Here is a 23,538-nt window from a genome sequence, read left to right as displayed (position 1 = left end):
GAACATGTGCCCCGCAGGCAGCTTGAGCGCAACCTGAAGTCCCGATTAAGGCCCTGGGCCCGGCCCCGGGCCGCTGGTATCACCGATGGCAGTGGAACCACATGCACCGTATGCCGAGACAACCATGACCGTCCCCAGACAGCGCACGGCCGGACAGCTCGCCGCCCCGGCGGCCCGCCCGGTCGAACACAACAACGCCGGACGGTTGCTCCTTCGCACCCTCTTCTGGGGCGGCCTCGCCCTGGCCGTCCTGCCCTGGTGGCTCGGCACCAAGACCGGCTCGGTCGACACGAGCGCCGACGTCCTGCAGGCCGCGGGCCGGGTGACCGGCCTGATCGCCGGCTATCTGCTTCTGGTCCAGGTCATCCTGATGAGCCGCCTGGGCAGCCTGGAGCGCTGGATCGGCGCCCGGCACCTGGGGCTGTGGCACCGCGAGCTCGGCGGCTCGGTGCTGGTCACGATCCTCGCCCACGCGGCGCTGATCACCGTCGGCTACTCCTACGCCGACAACGTGGGGTTCACCGAGGAGCTGGGCACGCTCCTGACCGAGTATTCCGACATGGTCACGGCGTTCATCGCCGCCGGCATGCTGGTCTTGATCGGGCTGCTGAGCATCCGGGCGCTGCGCCGGGCCCTGCCCTATGAGCTGTGGTATTTCCTGCATCTGAGCGCCTACCTGGCGCTGCTGCTCGGCTTCGCCCACCAGTTCTCCAACGGCCAGGAGCTGTTCCGGCCAGGGCTCGGGCGATACGCGTGGATCGGGTTCTACGTGGCGACGATCGCCGCCGTGGTGCTGGGTCGCGTCGTCGGGCCCCTCTCGCTCAACCTGCGCCACCGGCTGCGCGTCGCCGACGTGGTGACCGAGGGCCCGGACATGGTGTCGATCTACATCACCGGCGCCCGGCTGCACGGCCTCGACGCCCAGGCCGGCCAGTTCTTCCGCTGGCGGTTCCTCGGTCGCGGCCTGTGGTGGCAGGCGCACCCGTTCTCGCTCTCGGCCGCGCCCAACGGCCGCTGGCTGCGCCTGACTGTCAAGACCGTCGGCGATCACACCCAGCGCCTGGCCGCGATGGCCCCGGGCACCCGGATCTTCGTCGAGGGCCCGTGGGGCGACTTCACCGCCAGCCGCCGCGTCAAGCAGCGCGCCCTGCTGATCGCGGCCGGCAGCGGCATCGCCCCGATCCGCGCCCTGCTGGAGGAGCTGCCGCCGGGCGCGATCGTGATCTACCGCGCCAGCGCGGTCCACGACCTGCACCTGCGCCACGAGATCGAGCACCTGGCGGAGCTGCGCCACGCCCGGCTGTGGTTCGTGGTCGGCGACCGCCGCGCCCCGGGCCCGCGCCGGCTGTTCACGCCTGGCGGCATGCGCGAGCTGGTGCCGGACATCGTGGAGCGCGACGTGTATCTCTGCGGCCCCGACGGGCTGGTGGAGCAGTCCCTGCACGTCCTGCGCCGCCTGCGCGTCCCGCGCAGCCAGGTCCACCTGGACCCGTTCGAGTTCTGAGCGGTCGTCCCATGATGTCGCACGCCGTGAACGCCCCGGGGCCCGCCACCGGCGCCGGTGCTTCGCCCGGGGTGCGTCCCGCAGCCATGTTCGAGGCGGTGCCAGCCGCCGGAGGAGTTGGAGCCCCATGCGACGCGCCGTGATGGCCCTGATGGGCACCGCCGCGGGCACGATGCTGCTCGTCGGCGCCAAGGCGGGGTTCAGCAGCCCCGCAACCGACCAGGCCATGCAGCCCAAGTCGGCCGGCAGCCCCGCGCCCGGCGCCTCACCCGCCCCGGCCGGCGCACTGCCCCCGGGCGCGGCCCAGGCCGACCCGGGGCAGACCCGGACGACGACCGCCACCCAGCCGGCCGCCAAGCCGACCACCGCCGCGCCGAAGCCGCCCCGCACGACGATGAAGGACGGGACCTTCAACGGAAACCCGATCTATGTCGAGTACGGCAATGTCGAGCTGTCCATCGTCGTGTCGGGCGGCAAGATCACCGACGTCAAGGTCCTCGACTCCCCCAGCGACCACTCCCGATCGGTCCAGATCAACAACTCCGCGCTGCCGAAGCTGCGCGCCGAGGCGCTGACCGCCCAGAGCGCCGACATCGACACGGTCTCCGGCGCCACGTACACCAGCAGTGGTTACAAGCTCTCGCTGCAGTCCGCCATCGACCGTGCCCACCAGGCCTGACCCGCCATGTCCGCGAACGGGACGAGCGCAGGCGAGCCGGACGCCCTGGTGGGTATGACAGCTCGTGTGGGAAAGGGAACCGCTCGCCCCGGCGGCAGGCGATGACGCACAGCCTGATCCGGGTCGAGCACGTCATGGGCATGGCGATCAGCCTCGACCTCGACGACGACCTGCCGGTGCGCGAGCTGGAGCGGCTGGCCGACGGCGTGTTCGACTGGCTGCGGCTGGTGGACGGCATCTTCAGCACGTACAAGCCGCAGAGCGAGATCAGCCGCCTCGCCCGCGGCGAGCTGCGGCGCGAGGACTGCTCCCCGGTCGTGGGCGAGGTCCTGGACCGCTGTGCGGAGCTGTGGGAGGAGACCGACGGCTACTTCGACGTGAACGTGGCCGGAAGCCTGGACCCGTCGGGATACGTGAAGGGCTGGGCCGTCCAGCGCGCCTGCGACCGCCTGCGGGAGGCGGGCTCGGCCAACCACTGCCTCAACGCCGGCGGCGACGTCTTCGTCCGCGGCGCCCCACGCGGCCGCGACCGCTGGCGGGTCGGCGTCCGCCACCCGTGGGAGCCGCTGTCGGTGGCCTGGGTCCTGGAGGTCTCCGGCACCGCGGTGGCGACATCGGGCACGTACGAGCGCGGCCTGCACGTCCTCAACCCCCGCACCGGCGCCCCGGCGGAGGAACTGCGCTCGGTGACGGTGGTCGGCCCGGACCTGGGCACCGCCGACGCCTACGCGACCGCCGCGCTCGCCATGGGCCTCAAGGGCATCGACTGGCTGGCCACCCTCCCCGGCCACGAGTCCGCGGTCGTCACAGAGGACGGCCAGGCCCTGCGCTCGGACGGCCTCCCGGTCGCCCCGTCCCAGACCACCTGACAACCGCCCACGTCCGGCCGCCCGAGGCGAAGCCCCCGGCACGGCCCGCGCAGCGGTAAGGCCACCCTTCGCCCACAGACATCAAGGTTCGGCGTGACCGGGTTGGTCAGGATCGCTGAGCGCTGTCGGCGGGCATGAGGTTGATACTCAGTTGGGCGCCCACTTCGCGGAAGCCGAGCGCTCGGGCCACCCGGCGTGACGGTTCTGGCCGGGCTCGCCACTGAGGGAGCAGGCCGGCGTCGAGTGCGTGGGCGACGGCGGCGGTAGCGACAACGCGGCCAAGACCTCGTCCGCGGGCTGCTGGGGTGCTCAGCACGCTGACGTGGGCGGTGCGCCTGGGCCAGGCTCGGTAACCTGCCGCCGCGATGACGTCCGTTCCGGTGCGGACCACGAATGCCGGGGATGTGATGCCGGCCAGACCGGATTCGTCGGCGTCCCCGGCCGGCACCCGAGCGAGCAGAGCTGTCATATCGGTGTGGACCGCCGAGATCGTCTCGACGGCACTGGACTCGGCCGGGTGGAAGCCGGCCGCATCGCAGTAGGCCAAGGTCGCTGGTCCCAGCGTCTCCTTCACCGGCAACCTGTCACGCACCGGGGCCGGGTCGATCACAGCGGTCGCGGGCAGGTCGGCGAGGGCGTGCTTCACGATCTCGGCGGTGTCGTCGTCGGGCGCGGTGGCGATCACGGCGCGGCCCAGAGCGACGATGCCTACCCAGCCCGGCGGACACAGCAACGACTGCGGGGAGGCCACCACTTCGATGGCTGACTCCGTGAAGGTGACCGGCGTCCCGGCCAGGTCGGCCCAGAGCTGCCGGGCGCGTTCGAGCAGCGGATCGTTGGTCACGGTCGCATGATGGCAATCGGCTGGCGTGCACGCCATCGAGAAACCCGGCCAGTGACCGCGGATGCCGGGACTGCGTCCTGGCCGTCAGGCGGTGGCCAGGTCCAGGTATTCGATCAGGTGCTCGTGGGTGGGGGCGCTGTCGTCGGGTTTGAAGCGGAGGTAGCGCAGCCGCTTGCCCGTGCCCTCCAGCAGGCCGTGCGGGTCCGGCAGGTCGGCGCCGTGTTCGAAGCCGACCGAGACGCAGTCCGCGCCGGGGAAGACCGCCGCTATGCAGCCGCGGGACGGATGGTGGAAGCCCAGGCCGGGCCAGCCGCGGTAGACGCGTTCGGTCAGCTCGGGGCGGGCGGTCAAGATCACTTCGCGCAGGTGGCGGGTCAGGGCGCTGATGCTCGCACAGTGCTCGTCAAGCAGCTCCTCCAGCCCCGCCGGCTCATTCCCCGTCATGCCCACACCTCACCACACAGGTACGACATTTTTCGGGCCCCATTCCCGACAGCTGGAACTACCAGTCGAACTCCACGCCGCGGACCTCGCCGCCGGGCAGGAGGGCGCGGCCGGTGTACGCCCATTTCTCGACGATCACGTAGCGGTGGCCCGTGGGCAGGCGGGCCTCGAACGGGCCGCAGTCGTGGTCGGGGGCGAAGTCGGTGAACATGAGGCCGTTGCACGGGTGCGGGCCGTCGGCCGGGCGGCCGGAGTCGACGTCGAGGACCGACAGGGTGACGTCGGCCTGGACGCCGGGGATGCCCTGCATGTGGCCGATCATGCGGACCCGGTCGGTGGCCAGGGCGTGGCAGGGCCGGGCGAGGAGGGGATGGCCCAGGTCCCAGGTGTACCCGTCGGCGCAGATCCAGGGGCCGAAGATCACCGAGCCCTCGACCTGGGCGCCGGGCTGCAGGGAGGGGGCGGCGCTGTTGCCCTCGGCGCGCGGGGCGGTGGGGTTGCGGCTGGGGGCCGCGGCGGGGGCGGGGCTCGCGACCGTCGGGGGCGGGGCGGCCGGGGCCTGGGTCGCGTGCGCGCCCTCGGCGGCGTCGGTGCGGTGCTCGCGGGTCGCGTAGTGCCAGGCGGGGAGGGCCAGCAGGGCGAGCACTACCAGTACGACCGCGAGAAATGCGGCCCGGGAACGCCGCGGGGACGTGCGCTGTCTCGGGACCACCGGGGGCTGGAGGGTGGTCAGGCGCTCGTCGATCGACTGCGGCGGAAGCGCCGGGTCGTCCCGCGTGCGGCGGGCCACGGCACGCAGGGTGGTCGCGAGCTCACGGGCCGTGGGGCGGCGGCTCTGGCGCTTGTCCATGCACTGCTGCACGACCTGCCAGACGGCGTCGGGCATGCCGTGCACGCGGCGCGGGGACTCGTCGACGTGGCAGCGCAGGATCGCCCAGGCGGGGCCGCCGGCGTAGGCCGGGCGGCCGGTCGTCAGCTCGAACAGCACGACGCCGAGGGCGTAGATGTCGGCTGCCGGGGCGGGCCGGCCGCCGTAGACCGCCTCGGGGGCGACATAGTTGGCGGTACCGACCAGGGCGCCCGGCGTCGTCATGCTCGGGGTGTCCAGGACGCGTGCGATCCCGAAGTCGGTGAGGCGGCAGTGCAGTTCGCCGTCGACGCGGTCCAGCAGGATGTTGTCGGGCTTCAGGTCGCGGTGCACCACGCCGCGGCGGTGGGCGGCCGAGAGGGCCTCGGCGACCTGGGCGATCAGGGTCGCGGCCTCGGCGGGCGGGAGCGTGCCGCGCTCGTGCAGGTAGTCGCGCAGGCTGCCGCCCTCGACGAGGTCCATGACCAGGCCGAGCGAGGTGCCGACGGTGACGAGGTCGCGGACCCGGACGATGTGCGGGTGGCGGAGCATGAGCAGGATCGCGCGCTCCTGCACGAAACGGCTGACCGCCTTCGGCTCGGCCATCAGGTCCTCGCGCAGCAGCTTGACGGCCACGTGCTCGTCAGTGTTGAGGGCGCGGGCCCGCCACACGGTGCCCGTCCCGCCGCCGCCGATGGGCTCGATCAGCTCGTACGCGTCACCGATGCGGTAGCCGGTCAGGTCACCGCTGTGGTGACCATCCGTGTCGTAGCGCGCTTCGGGCGGAGTACGCATCGGGCTATTGGTACAGAATGCAAGATGAAGGCCACAAGCCGTACCAGCAAGTACGCCCCCCAAGGGGGATCTTCGGAGCGTTCGACACCTTCACAGGTAACGATGCATGATATGGAAGTCCACCAACCCGTGCTTCGTGCTCTGGAAGCCGTCGGGGACGGTGCCGACGATGATGAAGCCCAGTGACCGCCACAGCCGCACGGCCACGGTGTTGGTCGACACGACGGCGTTGAACTGCATCGCGGAGTAGCCCAGCGCCCGCGCACGGTCGAGGCAGTGCTCCCCCAGCGTGCGTCCCAGGCCCCGGCCTCGGGCCCGGGACGAGACCATGAAGCTCGCGTTCGACACGTGCGCGCCGAGCCGGCCCTTGTTCGGCCCGACCTTGTACGTCCCGAGCACCTCGCCGCCCTCGACCGCGACCCACTGCTCCCACGGCGCCGGGAGCAGCCAGTGCCCGCGCGCGTCGGCCTCCGTCGAGTCGGGCGCGTTGTCGTAGCTCTCCCCCGCCGAGACGGCCTCGTGCCACACGTCCCACACGCCCGGCCAGTCGGTGTCCGCAAAGCGCCTGATCTCCACGCTGTTCATTCAACACGCAAGATGGCAGGCTCTGCAGTCGTGTTCGACGTGTTGCACGACGCCTGGACCCGCCAGCCCGCCCCGCCCCGCGAGGTGGTCATCGCCACCGCGGTCGCCGCGATCCTGGCCGTGCTGCTGCGGCCGGCGTGGAAGGTCATGCGCAACTTCGTGACGATCGCGCACGAGGGCGGCCACGCGCTGGCCGCGGTGCTGAGCGGACGACGGCTCTCCGGCATCCGCCTGCACTCGGACACCTCGGGCCTGACCCTGTCCAAGGGCCGCCCCAACGGCCCCGGCATGGTCATCACCGGCCTGGCGGGCTACATCACACCGTCCCTGCTCGGCCTCGCCGGCGCGGCGATCCTGGGGGCCGGACGGATCACGATCCTGCTCTGGCTTCTGCTCGTACTGCTGGTGCTCATGCTGATCATGATCCGCAACTTCTACGGGGTCATCTCCGTGGTCGTCGCCGGGGCGATCATCTTCGCGGTGTCCTGGTTCACCGACCCGAAGATCCAGAGCGCGTTCGCGTACGCCTTCGCGTGGTTCATGCTGCTGGGCGGGGTGCGCGCGGTCTTCGAGCTGCAGCAGTCCCGCTTCCGCCGGCAGGCGCCCAACTCCGACGCCGACCAGATCGCCCGGCTGACCCGCGTCCCCGCGATCGTGTACGTCGGGTTCTTCGTCATCGTCGTGATCGGCTGCCTCGCCTTCGGCGTCCGGCTGATGCTGGGCCCGATCGGCGACCTCGTCGGCTGACCTTCTTCCAGGACCACTACGGCGCGCCGAACTTCTGTTCACCCAGCGTCGAATCCGGGTGGGAATCCTTGCGTCCGTCCATTAGAATGTATGTACGAAAGACGCTCTTGACCTGGGAGGAGAGCGCCAGTGACAGCGCCCGTAACCACCACCGGCTCCGTCCCCTACGCGACCCTGCTGAGCTTCACCCGCTACGTCGGGCGCACCGGCCCGCGCAAGGCGAGCTTCGTCGGCGGGCTACGCCGGCAGCGCGAGTCGGGGCACGGCTTCAACCCGCACGGGAAGCTCGTCAAGGCCCTGAAGGCGGACATCCAGTTCCGGACCGGCGGCACCTACCTCAACGCCGTCGTCGACCAGGTCAACGCCCGCTGGAAGCCGCTCTACGAGGCGGTCGTGCCGGGCGCCCTGCGCTACCTCGAGTCCCTGCCGACGCCGGTCGAGGTCACGCCGGTGCGCGACGCGCTGTGCATGATCGGGACGCTACCGGTGAAGATCAATCCACACTTCGGGCTGCGCTATCCGGACGGCCGCGGGGAGGCCGTGCGGCTGCACTTCGACGAGGAGCCGCCGCAGGACGAGGCGGCCGTGGCGACGCTGCACCTCATGGGGCGGCACATGGATCTGGTGCTGCCCAACGCCACGGCGGTGCTGGTGGACGTGCGGCGGGGAGAAGTGCTGCGGCAGAACCCCTCGGTGAAGGGCGATGAGGTCGAGCGGTGGCTGGCCGGGGAGGCGGCGGCGTTCTCGGCCATGTGGGCGGCCTGAACCCCGGCGAAAGGGACTCCCGGGAAGGCCACGAGGTGCGGACGGGGTGCGCGGCCGGGCCGTAACACCAACCAGAGCTTTACTCGCCCCCCGAAGTGCGGAAGCGGGCGCGATTCGCCAGCCCCCCGGTTGTCGCGTCCGCTTCCGCATTGGGGCCATGAGTGACCGCGAGCAGACCGGCGCCGGCGGCCAAGCCAAGGGCACGCTGAGAGCGGCGAGCCTGGCCCGGCATGCCTGCGAGTTCGGCCGGAATTGTCCGCACCCGAGCGCGGCGAAGTGCGGCATTTGCAACAGTCTTCAGATACCGCAAGGCCCGGTCATGATCTTTCGGTGATCATCCCGTCACACATCGACGCCGGCCGGTGCTAGGTTGACCGCATCGCGCAGCGCAGCGACCTGCGAGAACAGCGAAGAACACGAAGAGCAGAAGAGGTGCCATGTCGGAGGGCCGGCATCATCGGCGTCGCGACGACGACCACACGCCCGACGGGATCTACGTCCCGCCCCCGCGTGAGGCGCCCCGACCGCCCTCCCCGTGGGCCCCTCAGGCCATGAGCACTCCCCCACCGGCGCCGGCTCCGGCGGGCGCCCCCACGGACACCGCACAACCGTCGGCGTGGGCCGGACGCTCCTCCCCCTGGGCACCGGCCGACGACGACGAGTACTCCGCGGAGTACAGGGAGGAAGAGCCGTATGCGCCGGCGGAGGACGTCCCCCCGCCTCCGCCGGCGCATACGGCCGCCTCGGCCCGCCGGGCGTGGCGGCCAGCGCCCGCACCGGCTCCCCCGGCGCCGCCGCGCGAGCACAGGGCCGGGTCAGGCACGAAGCTCTGGATCGCGGCCGGCGTGAGCATCGTCGCGCTCGCGGTCGGGGCGGGCGTCGCCGTGGGGCTCAACCTCGCCTCCCGCAGTGGCGGCACGAGCCAGGACGAGAGCGCCGGCGGCGGCGCCGGGGCCACCTGCGGCGGGCGCGAGGTGCTGCGCGTGTCCGTCACCCCCGAACTCGCCCCGGTGGTCGAGCAGGCCGCCGCCGACATCGGCGCCAACCCGCCCGGCGGCTGCCGGCTCATCGCGGTCACCGCCCAGGACACCTACGCCGGCGGCGAGGCCTGGATCCCGGCCACGGCCGCCTGGGCGCGCCTGGCCAAGTTCGACTACGCGCCCGACCCGGTGCCGCTGGCCCGCACGCCCGTCGTGATCGCCGCGCCGAAGGCGTTCGCCCAGACGCTCGGGTGGCCCGAGCACCCGCCGGCCTGGGCCGCGATCGCCGCCGGGCTGAACAACGGGCAGGTGCCGAAGCTCAGCATGGGCAGCCCGCTGCGCGACACCGCCGGGCTGCTCGCCGCGATGGAGGTCCAGAGCGCGATGGCCCGCACGACGACCGACCCCGGCATCGCGCAGACGCGGGCGCTGTCGGTGCGGGCCCGGCTGGCCGATGCCGAGGCGGAGCCGGCGAAGCTGCTGGAGCGGATGGGGCAGCAGAGCGACGCGGGCCGGGCGCTGCGCGACGTCGGGCTGTTCACGCTCACCGAGCAGGACTTCTGGAAGTACCAGCAGAGCCGCCACCCGGTCGCGCTGGCCGCCCTGTACCCAACCGACGCCATCCTCGAGGCCGACTTCCCGCTCCTGCTCACCCCGAAGGCGGCCGCCGACGGCGAACTCAAGGCGCTGGCCACCCGGCTGGCCGACCGGATGCACGCCAAGGAGTTCGCGCCGGGTCTGACCAGCCGGGGGCTGCGGCCGGTCGGCGGCGACGCGGCGCCCAGCGGCGACGGGCTGACCGCGAAGTACCAGGCGTCGATCGACCTGCCCGACAACGTGGCCGAGTGGGCGTCGACGTGGGCGCAGCACCGGCGGCTGGCATAGCACGCGCCGCTGCTCGTGGCCGCGTCCGCCGCGATGAACGACCAGGTGCACGACCGCTCCAGCGTGTCGCGGCGTGAGGCGATGCGGCAGATGGCGTCGGCGTTTCTCGCGATCGGCCACGGTGGCGACGCCGGCATGACCGTCCTGCGCGAGACGGCGGCCAGGCCGTCGCCTCCACCGGCCCGGGCGACCTCGCCAGCGCCATGGCCAAAATCTTTCTCGCAGCACACGCCTCCAGATAGGTGCATCTGCCGCAATCCGGGTAGACACCAGGAGCCCTCGACTGGGGCGATGCCATGTGTACGCGATTGGGGTGATGGCCATGAGCGGGCCTATCGTGGGCAAGCGCCGCCTCCGAGCCGAGCTACGACGGCTGCGGCGCGAGCGGGAGCTGACCCAGGATCTGGTGGCCGCCGAGATGGAGTGGTCGCTGTCCAAGCTCATCCGCATCGAGAACGGCACGGTCGCCATCTCCGTGAGCGACCTGCGCAGCCTGCTGGCCTACTACCGGGTCCACGACCCGCGGACGGTCGACGAGCTGCTCGAGCTGGCCCGGGCGGCGAAGCGGCGGATGTGGTGGGACGAGTACCGCCCCACGCTGCCGGCACAGCTGGTCACGTACGTCGGCTTCGAGGCGGAGGCGGCCCGCGTCGGCGAGTGGGCGCCGATCATGTTTCCGGCGCTGCTGCAGACCCGGCGGTACGCCCACGCGACGTCCGAGACCGAGTCGGAGCGGCGCGTGGAGTTCCACGCCCGCCGGCAGGAGGAGCTCTTCGGCCGCGAGGAGCCGCCGCGCCTGCAGGCGCTGCTCGACGAGTCGGTGCTGCGCCGCAATCCGGTCCCGGGCGACGAGGCGCTGCTGGTCGACCAGCTGGAGCACACGATCGAGATGGCGCAGCGGCCGTACGCCGACGTCCGCGTCGTGCCCCTCAACGCCGGCTACCACCCGGGGTGGGAGGGCGACTTCGCGCTGCTGGACTTCGGCGCCGACGACGGTGTGCTCTACCGCCAGCACCTGCTGTGGGAGGAGCCGGAGCTCATCGCGATGTACCGCGGTGCGCTCGACCGCCTCACCGAGCGGGCCCTGTCGCAGGAGGCCACGCTCGACCTCATGCGGCAGGTGGCCGGCGAGCTGAAGTAGCCCGGGAGGGGCCCCTCGGCGAGGGGCCCCGGCGGGGTCACAGCTTCTCGTCGCCGGGCTTCGCGTCCGTAACCGTTCGGTACCAATGTCACGGCCTGAAACGGGGGGCCAACCGGCGGTAATCCGGACTTTTAGGGTAATAGATATCGATCGGGACGCACGCCTTTCGCCTGGCGGATGCTCACGTTAAGTTAGGCGCTGGCCTGCTCGGCAGTTCGTCATCCACCCCGGATGACACCGGGCAAGCGCCGCCGAATCGAGTTCGAGCGCACCCTCCCCGGGCGCGCCCATCGAACCGGGGACCCATTCATCTGGGGTGAATCCGCAACGCTGCGGTAGGGCGCTATCTCTTCTCGCCCGAACCCGTCAGCTAACCCGGTAGGCGGTCGGTGCATGAAGGGTCTTTCCTTGTCCACTGGACATCGTGCCCGCCGGTCGGTGCTGCGGACCCTTGTGATCGGGTTCATCTCACTCACCGTGCTCGCACCCGCCACGGTCGCACACGCCGACCCGACGCTGGCCGAGATCCAGGCCCAGCTCGACAAGTCGAACGACGAACTCGAGCACACGGTCGAGGCCTGGAACAAGATCAACTCCGACCTGACCGACTCCCAAACCCGGGCGAAGGCGCTCGAGGACAGCGTGACCAACGCCAATGCCGGCGTCGAGCAGATCGCGATCGCCGCGTTCAAGACCAACGGCAACCTGCGCAACCTCAACATGGTCCTCAACGCGACGTCGTCGGGCTCGCTCATGGACCAGCTGTCGATGCTGCAGCAGATCACCCATCAACAGCAGAAGAGCATCGACGACTACAAGGCCGCCAAGTCCAAGATGGACGAGACGATCGCGGCGCAGAACACCCAGAAGGCCGATCTCGAGAACCAGCGCAAGAAGATCGAGGGCGACCTCAAGAAGCTCCAGGACCTGCAGCGGAAGGCGACCGCCGCGGGCGCCAAAAAGGTGAGCTACAACAGCGTCAACGCGCCGCAGGTCGACGACGCCACGCGCCAGAAGGTCATCAACTTCGCCTACGCGCAGCAGGGCGAGCCCTACCACTGGGGCTCGGCCGGCCCGGACTCCTGGGACTGCTCGGGGCTGACGATGATGGCCTGGAAGCAGGTGGGTGCGAATCTGCCGCACGTCGCCGCGGACCAGTGGAAGGTCGTCCAGCACATTTCCGCGTCGGAGGCCCGACCCGGCGACCTCGTCTTCATGAACAGCCTCGGCCACGTCGGCATCTACGTGTCGCCCGGCCGGATGATCCACGCCCCGCACACGGGCGACGTGGTGAGGGTGGCCAATATCAGCGGCAGCGTCTACGGATACGGCCGCGTAAAGATCTAGGCCCCTGACGACGATATGAAGGGCCGCGGACCGCAACGGTCCGCGGCCCTTCATCATTGGGGCCATGGCCTCCTGGGATCCGCAGCAGTACAACCGCTTCGCCGACGAACGCGCCCGGCCGTTCCGCGAGCTCGTCGCCCGCGTCCCCACCACCGCGGCGGTGGCCGTCGTCGATCTCGGATGCGGCCCGGGCGCGATGACCGCCACGCTCGCCGAGCGCTGGCCGGACGCGGCGATCCTGGGCCTGGACTCCTCGCCCGCGATGATCGAGGCCGCGAACGCCTTCGCGACGCCGCAGCTGCGCTTCCAGCTCGCCGACGCCGGGCAGTGGAGCCCCCAGCGCGGCTCCCTCGACGTGATTGTGGCCAACGCCTCGCTGCAGTGGGTCGGCGAGCACGAGCGGCTGCTGCCGCTGTGGGCCGCTGCCCTCGACGACGGCGGCACGCTCGCCTTCCAGGTGCCGACCGCGAAGTTCGACCCGGGCCTGGACGAGGTCGCGACCGGGCCGCGCTGGGCCCCGCTGTTGTCCGGCGCGCTGGGCTCCACCGGGCCACGGGCCGCCTCGCCGGTGCTGAGCCCGGAGGAGTACGTCCGCCTGCTGTCGGCCGCCGGCCTGGCCGTCGACGCGTGGGAGACGACCTACTACCACGTGCTACCCGGCGACGATCCGGTGTTCGAATGGTTCAAGGGCACCGGCCTGCGCCCGTACCTCGACGCGCTGTCCGGCGACGACCTCGAAGCGTTCACCACGGAGGTGAAGGAGCACCTGCGCCGGCGGTACCCGAACGAGCCGTTCGGCACGATCATGCCGTTCCCGCGCCTGTTCGTCGTCGCACACAGGTCATGACCCGCGTCGGGTGGTTTACATCGCGCGTCGCCGCGCGTTCCTAGGCTGGCGCGCGTGAGTAAAACCCTGAAGATCGTCATTTTCAGCGTGATCGGCGCCGTCGTGATCTGCTGCGGCGGCGGCTCGGCCGCGTTTTTCCTGGTCCTCAACTCCTCCACCAAGGCGCCGAAGGCCGCGACCGGGGACTTCCTGAGCGCGCTCGAGGGTGGCAACAACCAGGCCGCGTACAAGCTGCTGTGCGCCAGCACGCAGAAGAGCTACGGGCCGGAGACCTTCGAGGCGTACGTCCAGAAGAACCAGCCGGTCTCGCACGACCTGGACTGGGGCGGCTCCTACTACAACAGCAACGGCCACGAGACCGCGTCGATCTCCGGCACGGTCACGTACAAGAACGGCGCCTCGAACAGCCACGAATTCTCGCTGGTCAAGGAGAGCGGCTCGTGGAAGGTTTGCGGCAATCCCTACTAAAACGCGTCGAAAAAGCCCCAGGTCCGCACCGACCTGGGGCTTTGCCGTCTCTGGGGGAATTCTTCGTCGTTACGCGGCCTGCAGGCCCTCGGCGCGGGCCAGCTCGCGCAGCCGGCCGAGCGCCTGGATCTCCAGCTGGCGGATCCGCTCACGGGAGAGCGAGAACCGCGTCGCCACCTCGGTCAGCGAGTGCTCACGGCCGTCCTCGAGGCCGTAGCGGGCCCGCATGATGCCGGCCGAACGGTCGTCGAGGTGGTTGAGCAGGCCCTCGATCCGCTGCCGCTCCAGGGCGGCCAGGACCACTTCCTCCGGCGACGGGGCGTCGGAGTCGGCGACCAGGTCGCCCAGGTTGGTGTCGCCGTCGTCACCCACGGGGGTGTCGAGCGACACGGTGTCCTGGGACCAGCGCATCAGCTCGTGCACCCGCTCGACCGGCACGCCGAGCGCGGTGGCCAGCTGCTCCGGCTCCGGCTCGTTGCCCAGCTCGCGGGTGAGCTGCCGCGCGACGTTGCGCATCCGGTTGACGTCCTCGACGAGGTGCACCGGCAGGCGGACCGTGCGCTCCTGCTGCGCGATCGCCCGGCTGATCGCCTGGCGGATCCACCAGGTCGCGTAGGTCGAGAACTTGTATCCACGCACGTAGTCGAACTTCTCGACGGCGCGCACCAGGCCGGTGTTGCCCTCCTGGATGAGGTCGAGCATCGGCATGCCGGAGCGCACGTAACGCCGCGCGATCGACACCACCAGCCGAAGGTTGGCCCGGATGAACCGGTCCTTCGCCCGCTCGCCCTCGGCCACCAGGCGCTGCAGCTCGGCGGCGGTCACACCGTCGGGGATCTCCTCGGTGTCGAGCAGGTGCTCGGCGTAAAGCCCCGCCTCGACCGCCTTGGACAGCTCGACCTCAGAAGCGGCGTCGAGCAGCGGCGTGCGGGAGATCTCATGCAGGTACACGCCGACCAGGTCACGCTCCTCGGCGCCTGTGTCGGGTCGCATCTCCACTTTCACGTTCTCCACTTCGGGCCCCTCCCCGCTCCATCCTTCGCCTTCCCCGTTTCACCCTGCTAAAACGGGTGCCCCCCGGGTATGCCCCCTACACAACAGTCGAAGCGCCTTCCGAATTCCGCCCCCGGGGGCGATTCGGTGACGACCCCTGAGAGTTGCACCACTTACCTAGACGCTCGGGAGGCTGCCCCGGTTCGCTTCGGTTGCAACAAGTGATACGTGGTGTTCCTGCCCGTCAGACGCCTGAATTCGCTGTGAGTTCCCTGGGAACGCCGGTCCTTGGCGGCACCGGGCGATCGCTTGGGCACGGCTCTTCATCGGCAGCTGTCGGCCGCACGACAGGCTTTTCGGGCGAACGCACCTATCGCGCGTGCCATTGCCCCAGCAACTCGGTCTCCTCATCGATACCCAGTCCGTTCTTCGTATCGATGTGGGATGCATCACGAATGGACTCGAACGTGTCGCGCACGGTGCTCGCGAGCGGACGGACGCGCAGGCCGGCGGCGAGCGAGCCGGTCACGTCGCGGGCCATGAAGCCGGCGTATCGCGGCAGGGGCAGCCAGAACGGCAGCGACCGCGGGCCGCTCCACGGCGCCACCTCGCGATCGAGCAGGAAGTCCTGCGCCACCCAGGTGAGCTCCTGCGCCACGCCGACGCCCTCGCCGAGCGCGGCGTGGAACTGCGCCCTGCTCATCGCCGGGCCGATGCCGTCGAAGGCGCCCGCGAGCCCGGCACGGCCGGCCGCCACGATCCACTCGGCGAGGTCGCGCACATCCACGAGCTGCACCGCCTCGTCCGGCTCGCCCGGGGCGAGCACCTCGCCGCCGCGCGCGGCCCGGCGCACCCAGTACTCGAATCGATACGTCGGGTCCTCGGGCCCGACGATCATGCCGGCCCGCAGCACGAACGTCCGGTCGGCGCCGAAGCCCTCGACCGCGAGCCGCTCGCAGGCGACCTTGCACCGCCCGTACTCCTCCGCGCCGGCGCCGGGGTCGTCGTCGTAGCCGGGCGCCAGCAGCGGGGCGGTGGCGGCGCGCTGGCCGGGGGTGGCGACGTCGGAATACGCCGATCCGCTGGAGACCAGGGTGTAGTGGGCGGCCCGGCCGGCGAGCGCGGCAACGGCGTGCCGGACGTGGTGCGGGTGGCGGGCCACGTCGACGATCGCGTCATACTCACCGTCCAGCGCGGCGAGGCCGTCCGGGTCGTCGCGGTCGACGCGGACGAACCGGACGCCCTCCACGGGTTCGCCGGACTCGCCGCGGGCGGCGCAGACGACGTCGTGACCGGCTTCGAGGGCGTGGCGGGCGACGGCGCGGCCGAGGAACACCGTGCCGCCGAGAACGAGGATGCTCATCCGCCGAGGATTCTCGCCGCGGCCGGGTTTTGACAGGCCCGTTCGCGCTCGGCGGATCCCGCTACGCCCGGAGCGCGGACGGCGGCCGGTACGGGCGGGTCTTGTGGATCACGAGGGCGCCGTGACCGCGGCCGCGGCCGGCCAGAGCGACCAGTGCCGGCCCGGGGGCGCCGCGCCGCGCTGAGTCCACAGTGGACGGCCGCGCGGCCGGGGCCGAGGCGACCGGGTCGAAGGCCCAGATCCGCAGGTAGTCGATCTGGAACTCGGCAGGCGTGTCGGCCTCGTCGCCGGTGGTGACCGCGAAGCCGAACCAGCGCGGCTCGGTGGAGACGGCCGGGTCGAGGGAGCGCCGGGTGCCGTCGACGGAGACGCGGAAGCCCGAAGGGGCCCACGCGATGACGTACGTGTGCCAGTCCCGCAACGCCCCGGCGACCGGGCTCGTCGTGGTGTTCGTGCCGTCGGAGTTGCTCACCACGAGCCGCTCGGCGCCGGGCTGCGCCGTGATCTCCAGCTGCGAGCCGTGGCCGGCGGCCTGGACGTCGACCGGCCACAGCAGTGCCAGGCGCAGGTGACCGCCTGAGCATGGTGACCGCCTTCGAACCCGCGGTGTCCCCTCCCCGGCAACGTACTAAATACCTAGCGATACCACATCGTCACGCAGCGCGCACTGCCTGTTCGGGCGGCCCCGTTGCGTCAACCCTCTCCGTTACCCGCCGGACATCTACCTGACGGCCGCCGATGCTCGCGCCCGATCCAGGACTTCGAAAGGATGTGCATCAACGCATGTATCCCTTCGAAACAAAGCTTCCCAAAAGGAGAGAGCATGGCCCAGCCACGCGCCCGCGGCTGGCGGATCGCGCAGCACCTCGCGGTGCCCGCACTCGCCGTCGCGGTCGTCGCTCTGCTGCCCTTGGCCAAGACCGGGAGCCCGCAGGCATCGGACCAGTGGACCCCGCTGACCCCGGCCAAGGTCTCGTTCGCCCAGAAGACCGGGCCGACGGTCGCCGCGCAGCTGCTCGGGTTCAACGACTTCCACGGCAACATCGACCCGCCGACCGGCAGCGGCGGTCTCATCAACGGCGTGCCCGCCGGTGGTTCGGAGTACCTCAGCACGTACCTCACCAAGCTGCGCAACGACGCCAAGAAGGCCGGCGTCAAGTACAGCGACACGGTCGTCGCCGGTGACAACATCGGCGCCAGCCCGCTGGTGAGCGCCGCGTTCCACGACGAGCCGGCGATCGAGGTGCTCAACGCGATGGGCGTCGACCTCGCCGCCGTGGGCAACCACGAGTTCGACGAGGGCGTGACCGAGCTCTACCGGATGCAGTTCGGCGGTTGCCACCCGACCGACGGCTGCCAGGACGGCGACGGGTTCAACGGGGCGAAGTTCTCCTACCTCGCCGCCAACGTCACCCAGAAGTCCACCGGGCTGCCGATCCTGCTGCCTTTCAGCATCCGCTTCTACGACAACGTGCCGGTCGCCTACGTCGGCATGACGCTCGAGGCCACCCCGGGCATCGTGAACCCGGCCGGCATCAAGAACGTCGACTTCCACGACGAGGTCGAGACGGCGAACAAGTACGCCACCATCCTGGGCTGGCTCGGCATCAAGTCGCTGGTCCTGGTGGTGCACGAGGGCGGCCTGCAGAGCAGCCCGCCCGCGCCGCTGGACCCGTCCGGCTGCGCCAACTTCGCCGGCCCGATCACGGACATCACCAAGGGCCTCAACCCGGCCTACGGGGTCGTCGTCTCCGGCCACACCCACCGCTTCTACAGCTGCGAGCTGCCCAACTCCTCGGGCGCCAACTCGCTGGTCACGAGCGCGGGCACGGCCGGCACGCTGGTCAGCGACATCCGGGTCACCCTGGACAAGAAGACGCGCAAGTTCGTCGACGCGTCAGCGACCAACGTGATCGTCGACAACGGTGTGAAGAACGCCGACGGGACCTACCAGAAGGACGCGGCCGGCATCCCGGTGCGCAACCCGGCCCTGGTCGACCCGAAGGTGAAGAAGATCGCCGACAAGTACCGCGTCGCGGTCGCCCCGCTGGCCAACCGGGTCATCGGCAGCATCACCGCCGACATCACCACGACCCAGGCAGCCTCCGGCGAGACCCCGCTCGGTGACGTGATCGCCGACGCGCAGCTGGCCTACACCAAGGCCTCCGCGGGGGCGCAGATCGCGTTCATGAACCCGGGCGGCATCCGCGCGTCGCTGACCTACGCGAACTCGCCCGGCGGCGAGGCACCCGGCCAGGTCACCTACGGCGAGGCCTTCACGGTCCAGCCGTTCAACAACCTGGTCGTCACGCAGTCGCTCACCGGCGCGCAGATCAAGGACGTCCTCGAGCAGCAGTTCGTGGGCTTCCAGGGCCAGACCGTGCAGCGCATGCTGCAGGTGTCGGCCGGCTTCACCTACACCTACAGCGCGTCGGCGCCGGCCGGGTCCAAGGTCAGCGACATCAAGCTCAACGGCGTCGCGCTCGACCCGGCGGCCACCTACAAGGTGACCACGAACGACTTCCTGGCCAACGGCGGTGACGGATTCCTGAACCTCGCCAAGGGCACGGGCCGCGTCACCGCGCCGGGCTTCGACGTCGACGCCCTGACCGCACACCTGGGCACCGGCCCCATCGCGCCGGGCCCGGCGAACCGCTACACCAAGATCGCCTGATACACCAAGATCGCTTCGTAGAGATCAACTGAAAGTACTGCGTTGGGCGGGCGGCCGGGTTTTCTCGCCGCCCGCCCACACGTATGCTCGCAGACGCCCGTAGCGGCCAAGGTCGAGGAGCGTTGATCTGTGGATCGTCCAAGCTGGGCCCCGGCGGACGTCGACCTCGATCGGCCGAGCGTGGCCCGGGTCTATGACTACTACCTCGGCGGCTCGCACAACTTCGCCGCCGACCGGGCCTTCGCCGAGCAGGTCCTGCGCGTGATGCCGGCCGTCGCCGGGCTCGCCCGCAGCAACCGGGCGTTCCTGCGCCGCGCGGTGCGAGAGCTGGCCCGCCAGGGCGTGCGGCAGTTCCTCGACCTCGGCTCGGGCATCCCGACCGTCGGCAACGTCCACGAGGTGCTCGCCGACGCGGGCGTCAGCGACGGCCGGGTCGTCTACGTCGACCACGACCCGGTCGCGGTCGCGCACAGCCGGGCGATCCTCGCCGAGGTGCCGGGCACCGCCGTGGTCGCCGGCGACCTGCGCGAGCCGGCCAAGGTGCTGAACCAGCCGCAGGTCCAGGGCCTGCTGGACTTCACCCGCCCGGTCGCCTTCCTGCTCGTCGCGGTGCTGCACTTCGTCCCGGACGAGCTGGACCCGGCGGGGATCGTCGCCGGATACGCCGCCGCCGGAGCCCCCGGCAGCCACGTGGTGCTCTCGCACGCCGGTCTCGACCGGCCGCTCACCCCCGCCGAGGAAGACGCCTGGGAGATGTACCGCAAGTCGCCCACCCCGCTCATCCTGCGCACCACGGAGCAGGTCGCGGCGCTCATGGGTGGCCTGACCCTGCTGGAGCCCGGCGTCGTGGCCACCCATGCATGGCGCCCGGACGGCGACGAGGAGTCGCCACCCGACGGCAACGCGGTCGGGTGCGCGGTCGTCGCGCGCAAAGACTGACCCGGACCGTCATGACCGCCATCAGCCCCACGCCGACGTCGTGGGACCGCCCCCATCGCGCCGCCGAACGGATGGCGCGCGCCTGGTCGCTGGCCATCGCCGGGACCAGCTACGTGTCGATGAACGGCCTCGAGGTCCAGGACTTCCTGACCAGCCTCGCCAGCCGCCTCATCCACGCGCTGACCGCCGAGACCTTCGACCCCGCCGACGTGCGCGAGGTCGGCTCGACCCTGGTCGCCGCACACTTCACCGAGCCCACGACGCTGGAGCGCACCCTCGCGGTGCTGGCCGAGCAGTTCGGCAACGCGCCGGTGAAGCGGGTCGCGCAGATCCAGGGCGCGCTCGCCTCGGGCTACGCGCTCGCGCTGCGCGACCGGGTCCTCGACGAGCAGGAGGAGATCCGCACCGCGGCGCTGTGGGCCCGCGCCCGCGCCGAGGAGGGGCGCCGGGTCAGCGAGGCGCGCTTCCAGGCGATCTTCGCCGGGGCGGCGATCGGCATGAGCGTGAGCACCATCGACGGCCAGGTGATCGAGGTCAACCAGGCGCTGTGCGACATGCTCGGATACACCGCCGAGGAGCTGCGCGCGATGTCCTTCGACGACTTCGTGCTGCCCGAGGACCCGCCCACGGCCGGGGCGATGTTCGACGAGGTGCTCTCCGGGGGCCGGGAGCAGTTCCGCATCGAGAAGCCCTACGTGCGCAAGGACGGCCACCGAGTCTGGACCGACCTGGTCGCCTCGATCATCCGCGACGAGGACGGGCGCCCGCGGTGGCTCGTGGCGATGTTCGAGGACATCACCGAGCGGCACCTGCTCCAGGTCCGCCTGCGCCACCAGGCGCTGCACGACCCGCTGACCCAGCTGCCCAACCGCACGCTGTTCTACGAGCGCATCAACGCGCTGCTGGACCCCGCCGGCGACAGCGAGACCCGCGTCGGGGTCTGCTACCTCGACGTCGACGGCTTCAAGGTCATCAACGACACGCTCGGCCACGACGTCGGCGACCAGCTCCTGCAGACCGTGGCCCGGCGTCTGGCCCGCTCGATCAACAACGAGCGCCAGCTGGTCGCGCGCATGGGCGGCGACGAGTTCGTGGTCCTGGTCGAGCAGTGCCACGGCATCGAGGACGTGGTCGCGGTGGCCGAGCAGGCGCTGGACACCGTCCGGGCCCCGGTCCACGTCGGCGGCCACGAGATCAGCATCTCGGCCAGCATCGGCGTGGTCGAGCAGCCGGTGCGCGGCACGAGCGCCGGGGAGCTCATGAAGGCCGCCGACACCACCCTCTACTGGGCCAAGGCCGACGGGCGCAACCGGCTCGCGCTCTTCGACGCCGAGCGGCACGCACGCGAGGTGAAGCGATACGAGCTCTCCGCGAGCATGCCGGCGGCGCTGGAGCGGCGCGAGTTCTTCGTGGAGTACCAACCCCTGGTCCGCCTCGACGACGGCGTCACGATCGGCGTGGAGGCCCTGGTGCGCTGGCGCCACCCGCGCTTCGGCGTCCTCGGCCCGGACGCCTTCATCGGCATGGCCGAGGAGACCGGCCTCATCGTCCCGCTGGGCCGCTGGGTCCTGCAGGAGGCCTGCCGCCAGGCCGCCGAGTGGCGCCGCACGGCCGGCGACCGCGCCCCGATCATGAGCGTCAATCTGGCCGTACGTCAGATGCGCGACCGCACCATCGTCCGCGACGTGCGCGCCATCCTGGAGCAGACCGGCCTGCCACCGGAGGGCCTGCAGCTGGAGCTGACCGAGAGCGCGGTCATGAGCACCGGCGACGACCCGATCGAGGCGCTGGCCGCCCTGGCCGCGCTGGGCCCGCGCATCGCCATCGACGACTTCGGCACGGGCTACTCGAACTTCGCGTATCTGCGCAATCTGCCCGTCCACAGCCTGAAGCTGGCCGGCTCGTTCGTCGCGGGCCTGCGCCCGCCGGAGCGCCCGGACCCGGTCGACCAGGAGATCGTGGCCGCCGTCATCGGCCTGGCTCACACCCTGAAGCTGAGCGTGACGGCCGAGGGCGTGGAGACGGCCGAGCAGGCCACCCGCCTGAAGGAACTGGGCTGCGACACGGCCCAGGGCTGGTACTACGCCGGCTCCGGCCCCGCCAGCGCCATCGAACTGTAGCCGGCAACGACGCCGGCCGGTGTGCGCTCCGGAGCGCACACCGGCCGGCGGGTCTTCATCGGCGGCTCAGTTGGCCGCGTATGGGTTGATCTCCTCGTGCATGTCCGACATGAACTGGTGCCACATGTCGGTCTCGTCCGGGGCGGCGCCGACCAGGTCGTAGTGGCCATCCAGGAAGTCCGTGTCCAGCTGCCACTCCGGCAGGTCCAGGTCCGGCTCGTCGAGCGCCGGGGCGTCGTCGTGGCCGGGCACGCCGGTCTCGCCGTAGAGGCCCGGGTCGTGGGTCTCGCCGGCGAAGTGATCTTCGTGTTGATCTTCGTGCTGACTGTCGTCGTAGGCGTGGCCGTGCTGGTCGTACCCATGGGGGTCACCCGCCAGGCCATGGTCGACTCCGCCGTCGTGGTCGACGTGGAGATCGTGCTCCATGCCCCAGTCGAGGTCAAAGTCGCTCATAACCTGCTCCCGGATTCTTCGGTGTACCGCTGCAGCGCGGTACATCTAGAACGGTAGGGAACGATCCGAGCGCCCTGCTCCCCGAAACGTGCCACTCGCTTCGGGCGACCCTGAAGTCCCGGGATCAGCGCGTGCGGCGGTCCAGCCAGCCGTCGCCGTTGACGTCCTCGTAGCGCGCGTCCATCACGCCGTCGTGGTTGAAGTCGATCTCCGAGGAGTCGATCAGCCCGTCGCGGTTGGTGTCGTGGCCGATGAACTCGGCGCGGCCGTCGCCGTCCTTGTCCACCACGATGTCCACGCCGCCGTCGGCCCGGTTGACGTACGTGTGCTGGTCCCAGCGACCGTCGCCGTCCCAGTCCACGCGCGTGTGGTAGCCGTCGGTCGGGGCCGCCCCGGGGACCTGCGCGTGGCCGGCGTGCTCGGCCAGGCCCGCCAGGCCGGCGCCGACTCCCCCGCCGGACGCGCCCAGTCCGGCCGAGCCGTGGGAACCCGCCTGCTCAGCCAGGCCCGCCAGGCCGGCGCCGACTCCTCCGGCGGACGCGCCCGGCCCGGCCGAGCCGTGGGAACCGGCCTGCTCAGCCAGGCCCGCCAGGCCGGCGCCCAGCCCCCCGCCGGACGCCCCCAGCCCGGCCGTGCCCTGATCCTGCGCCGCGCCGGACGAATCCATCTGATCCGAAATTCCGGACAGGGCGGCGCCGAGGCCGTGGGCGCCGCCGGGCGCGGGCGATGGGGTGCCGCCGGTCACGCCGGCGTAGGTGCTGGAGTGGTACACCGTGCCGGAGGTGTGGACCTCGCTGTGATACTCGGAGTACGACTCCTGATGCGAGCTGGTGTGGACCTCCTCGAACCCGGACGCCCCGGGTGGGCCGTCGCCCGCGCCGGCCGGCTCGAGGGCGGCGTGCCGGCCGCCGTACTGCTGCTCGACCACGTCGTGCAGGCGGTGCCCCATGTCGGCACCCGGGAGCCCGTGGGCGCTGACGCCGTGGCCGTGGCCGTGCAGCACGTCGCCGAGGCCGGAGCCGATCGAGGAGAACACCCCGAACATGCTGGCCTTGCTCGTGCGCTGCTCCACGTGGGTCTGACCACCCGCGTCGCCGAGCTGGGACTGCAGGATGTCCAGCTCGTCCGGGGTCAGCCGGTAGCCGGCCAGGGTGCCCGCCGGGTCGGCGGCCAGGCGGGCCTTGAAGCCGGGATCACTGAGCAGCAGCTCCAGCACCTCGTCGAAGTCGGACATCGCGCTTCCCCCCAA

General features: G+C 71.2%; 22 protein-coding genes and 1 riboswitch. Of the genes, 13 read left to right on the top strand and 9 right to left on the bottom strand.

Features of this window, described 5'->3' with window-relative positions:
* Window positions 1-124: 124 nt before the first annotated feature.
* The 3 genes from ACQPY0_RS07150 (at window position 125) to ACQPY0_RS07140 (ending at window position 3,052) form a co-directional block, all read left to right on the top strand.
* Window positions 125-1,504, top strand: a complete 1,380-nt coding sequence (locus ACQPY0_RS07150) for a ferredoxin reductase family protein (protein ID WP_432986150.1) — start codon at window positions 125-127, stop codon at window positions 1,502-1,504.
* Between the two features lie 127 nt (window positions 1,505-1,631).
* Window positions 1,632-2,183, top strand: a complete 552-nt coding sequence (locus ACQPY0_RS07145) for an FMN-binding protein (protein ID WP_432986148.1) — start codon at window positions 1,632-1,634, stop codon at window positions 2,181-2,183.
* Window positions 2,184-2,284: 101 nt separating this feature from the next.
* On the top strand, window positions 2,285-3,052 hold the full coding sequence (locus tag ACQPY0_RS07140) for an FAD:protein FMN transferase (RefSeq protein ID WP_432986146.1): 768 nt from the start codon (window positions 2,285-2,287) through the stop codon (window positions 3,050-3,052).
* A gap of 106 nt (window positions 3,053-3,158) precedes the next feature.
* On the opposite strand, the gene ACQPY0_RS07135 is transcribed toward ACQPY0_RS07140, so the two are convergent.
* The 4 genes from ACQPY0_RS07135 to ACQPY0_RS07120 all read right to left on the bottom strand — a co-directional run bounded on the left by ACQPY0_RS07135 (window position 3,159) and on the right by ACQPY0_RS07120 (window position 6,567).
* A complete protein-coding gene (locus tag ACQPY0_RS07135) occupies window positions 3,159-3,896 on the bottom strand; it encodes a GNAT family N-acetyltransferase (RefSeq protein WP_432986144.1) in 738 nt (245 codons plus the stop codon).
* Window positions 3,897-3,980: 84 nt separating this feature from the next.
* Window positions 3,981-4,340 carry a DUF1801 domain-containing protein gene (locus tag ACQPY0_RS07130; RefSeq protein WP_432986142.1) on the bottom strand — a complete coding sequence of 120 codons (360 nt, stop codon included), beginning with the start codon at window positions 4,338-4,340 and terminating at the stop codon, window positions 3,981-3,983.
* A 58-nt stretch (window positions 4,341-4,398) separates the two neighbouring features.
* Window positions 4,399-5,982, bottom strand: a complete 1,584-nt coding sequence (locus ACQPY0_RS07125; RefSeq protein ID WP_432986140.1) for a serine/threonine-protein kinase — start codon at window positions 5,980-5,982, stop codon at window positions 4,399-4,401.
* Between the two features lie 90 nt (window positions 5,983-6,072).
* Entirely contained in the window at window positions 6,073-6,567 is a 495-nt protein-coding gene (locus ACQPY0_RS07120; protein ID WP_432986138.1) for an N-acetyltransferase family protein, read from the bottom strand.
* A gap of 12 nt (window positions 6,568-6,579) precedes the next feature.
* Here ACQPY0_RS07120 and ACQPY0_RS07115 point away from each other — a divergent pair, with 12 nt between their 5' ends.
* The 7 genes from ACQPY0_RS07115 (at window position 6,580) to ACQPY0_RS07085 (ending at window position 13,747) form a co-directional block, all read left to right on the top strand.
* Window positions 6,580-7,314, top strand: a complete 735-nt coding sequence (locus tag ACQPY0_RS07115; protein WP_432986136.1) for a M50 family metallopeptidase — start codon at window positions 6,580-6,582, stop codon at window positions 7,312-7,314.
* Between the two features lie 129 nt (window positions 7,315-7,443).
* A complete protein-coding gene (locus ACQPY0_RS07110) occupies window positions 7,444-8,079 on the top strand; it encodes a hypothetical protein (protein ID WP_432986134.1) in 636 nt (211 codons plus the stop codon).
* Between the two features lie 845 nt (window positions 8,080-8,924).
* On the top strand, window positions 8,925-9,944 hold the full coding sequence (locus tag ACQPY0_RS07105) for a hypothetical protein (protein ID WP_432986132.1): 1,020 nt from the start codon (window positions 8,925-8,927) through the stop codon (window positions 9,942-9,944).
* 322 nt (window positions 9,945-10,266) lie between these two features.
* Complete coding sequence (locus ACQPY0_RS07100; RefSeq protein ID WP_432986130.1) at window positions 10,267-11,085, top strand: DUF5753 domain-containing protein; 819 nt, start codon at window positions 10,267-10,269, stop codon at window positions 11,083-11,085.
* Between the two features lie 239 nt (window positions 11,086-11,324).
* Window positions 11,325-11,486, top strand: a riboswitch (cyclic di-AMP (ydaO/yuaA leader).
* 37 nt (window positions 11,487-11,523) lie between these two features.
* A complete protein-coding gene (locus tag ACQPY0_RS07095; RefSeq protein ID WP_432986128.1) occupies window positions 11,524-12,432 on the top strand; it encodes an NlpC/P60 family protein in 909 nt (302 codons plus the stop codon).
* Window positions 12,433-12,496: 64 nt separating this feature from the next.
* Window positions 12,497-13,279, top strand: coding sequence for a methyltransferase domain-containing protein (locus tag ACQPY0_RS07090; RefSeq protein ID WP_432986126.1), 783 nt, complete (start codon window positions 12,497-12,499; stop codon window positions 13,277-13,279).
* Between the two features lie 54 nt (window positions 13,280-13,333).
* The gene (locus ACQPY0_RS07085; RefSeq protein WP_432986124.1) at window positions 13,334-13,747 is read left to right on the top strand and encodes an Rv0361 family membrane protein; all 414 of its coding nucleotides are present in this window, start codon (window positions 13,334-13,336) and stop codon (window positions 13,745-13,747) included.
* A gap of 69 nt (window positions 13,748-13,816) precedes the next feature.
* On the opposite strand, the gene ACQPY0_RS07080 is transcribed toward ACQPY0_RS07085, so the two are convergent.
* The 3 genes from ACQPY0_RS07080 to ACQPY0_RS07070 form a co-directional block, all read right to left on the bottom strand.
* Window positions 13,817-14,740 (bottom strand): sigma-70 family RNA polymerase sigma factor, encoded by a 924-nt coding sequence (locus ACQPY0_RS07080; protein WP_432986122.1) that lies wholly within the window; start codon window positions 14,738-14,740, stop codon window positions 13,817-13,819.
* A gap of 370 nt (window positions 14,741-15,110) precedes the next feature.
* A complete protein-coding gene (locus ACQPY0_RS07075; protein WP_432986120.1) occupies window positions 15,111-16,103 on the bottom strand; it encodes an NAD-dependent epimerase/dehydratase family protein in 993 nt (330 codons plus the stop codon).
* A gap of 61 nt (window positions 16,104-16,164) precedes the next feature.
* The gene (locus ACQPY0_RS07070) at window positions 16,165-16,578 is read right to left on the bottom strand and encodes a hypothetical protein (protein ID WP_432986118.1); all 414 of its coding nucleotides are present in this window, start codon (window positions 16,576-16,578) and stop codon (window positions 16,165-16,167) included.
* Between the two features lie 348 nt (window positions 16,579-16,926).
* Between ACQPY0_RS07070 and ACQPY0_RS07065 the strand changes: the two genes are divergently transcribed.
* The 3 genes from ACQPY0_RS07065 (at window position 16,927) to ACQPY0_RS07055 (ending at window position 21,836) form a co-directional block, all read left to right on the top strand.
* Window positions 16,927-18,777 (top strand): bifunctional metallophosphatase/5'-nucleotidase, encoded by a 1,851-nt coding sequence (locus ACQPY0_RS07065; RefSeq protein WP_432986117.1) that lies wholly within the window; start codon window positions 16,927-16,929, stop codon window positions 18,775-18,777.
* Window positions 18,778-18,906: 129 nt separating this feature from the next.
* A complete protein-coding gene (locus ACQPY0_RS07060; protein ID WP_432986115.1) occupies window positions 18,907-19,716 on the top strand; it encodes an SAM-dependent methyltransferase in 810 nt (269 codons plus the stop codon).
* Between the two features lie 11 nt (window positions 19,717-19,727).
* Window positions 19,728-21,836, top strand: a complete 2,109-nt coding sequence (locus ACQPY0_RS07055; protein ID WP_432986113.1) for a putative bifunctional diguanylate cyclase/phosphodiesterase — start codon at window positions 19,728-19,730, stop codon at window positions 21,834-21,836.
* A 66-nt stretch (window positions 21,837-21,902) separates the two neighbouring features.
* Here ACQPY0_RS07055 and ACQPY0_RS07050 read toward each other — a convergent pair whose 3' ends face one another.
* A complete protein-coding gene (locus ACQPY0_RS07050) occupies window positions 21,903-22,289 on the bottom strand; it encodes a hypothetical protein (protein WP_432986111.1) in 387 nt (128 codons plus the stop codon).
* Window positions 22,290-22,413: 124 nt separating this feature from the next.
* Window positions 22,414-23,523 (bottom strand): hypothetical protein, encoded by a 1,110-nt coding sequence (locus ACQPY0_RS07045; protein WP_432986109.1) that lies wholly within the window; start codon window positions 23,521-23,523, stop codon window positions 22,414-22,416.
* Window positions 23,524-23,538 lie beyond the last annotated feature (15 nt).

It is taken from the genome of Dactylosporangium sp. CA-233914, from assembly GCF_050942935.1.
GTDB lineage: Bacteria > Actinomycetota > Actinomycetes > Mycobacteriales > Micromonosporaceae > Dactylosporangium.
Note: the sequence above shows the minus strand (reverse complement) of the source record. Positions and strands in the feature narration are given on the sequence as shown.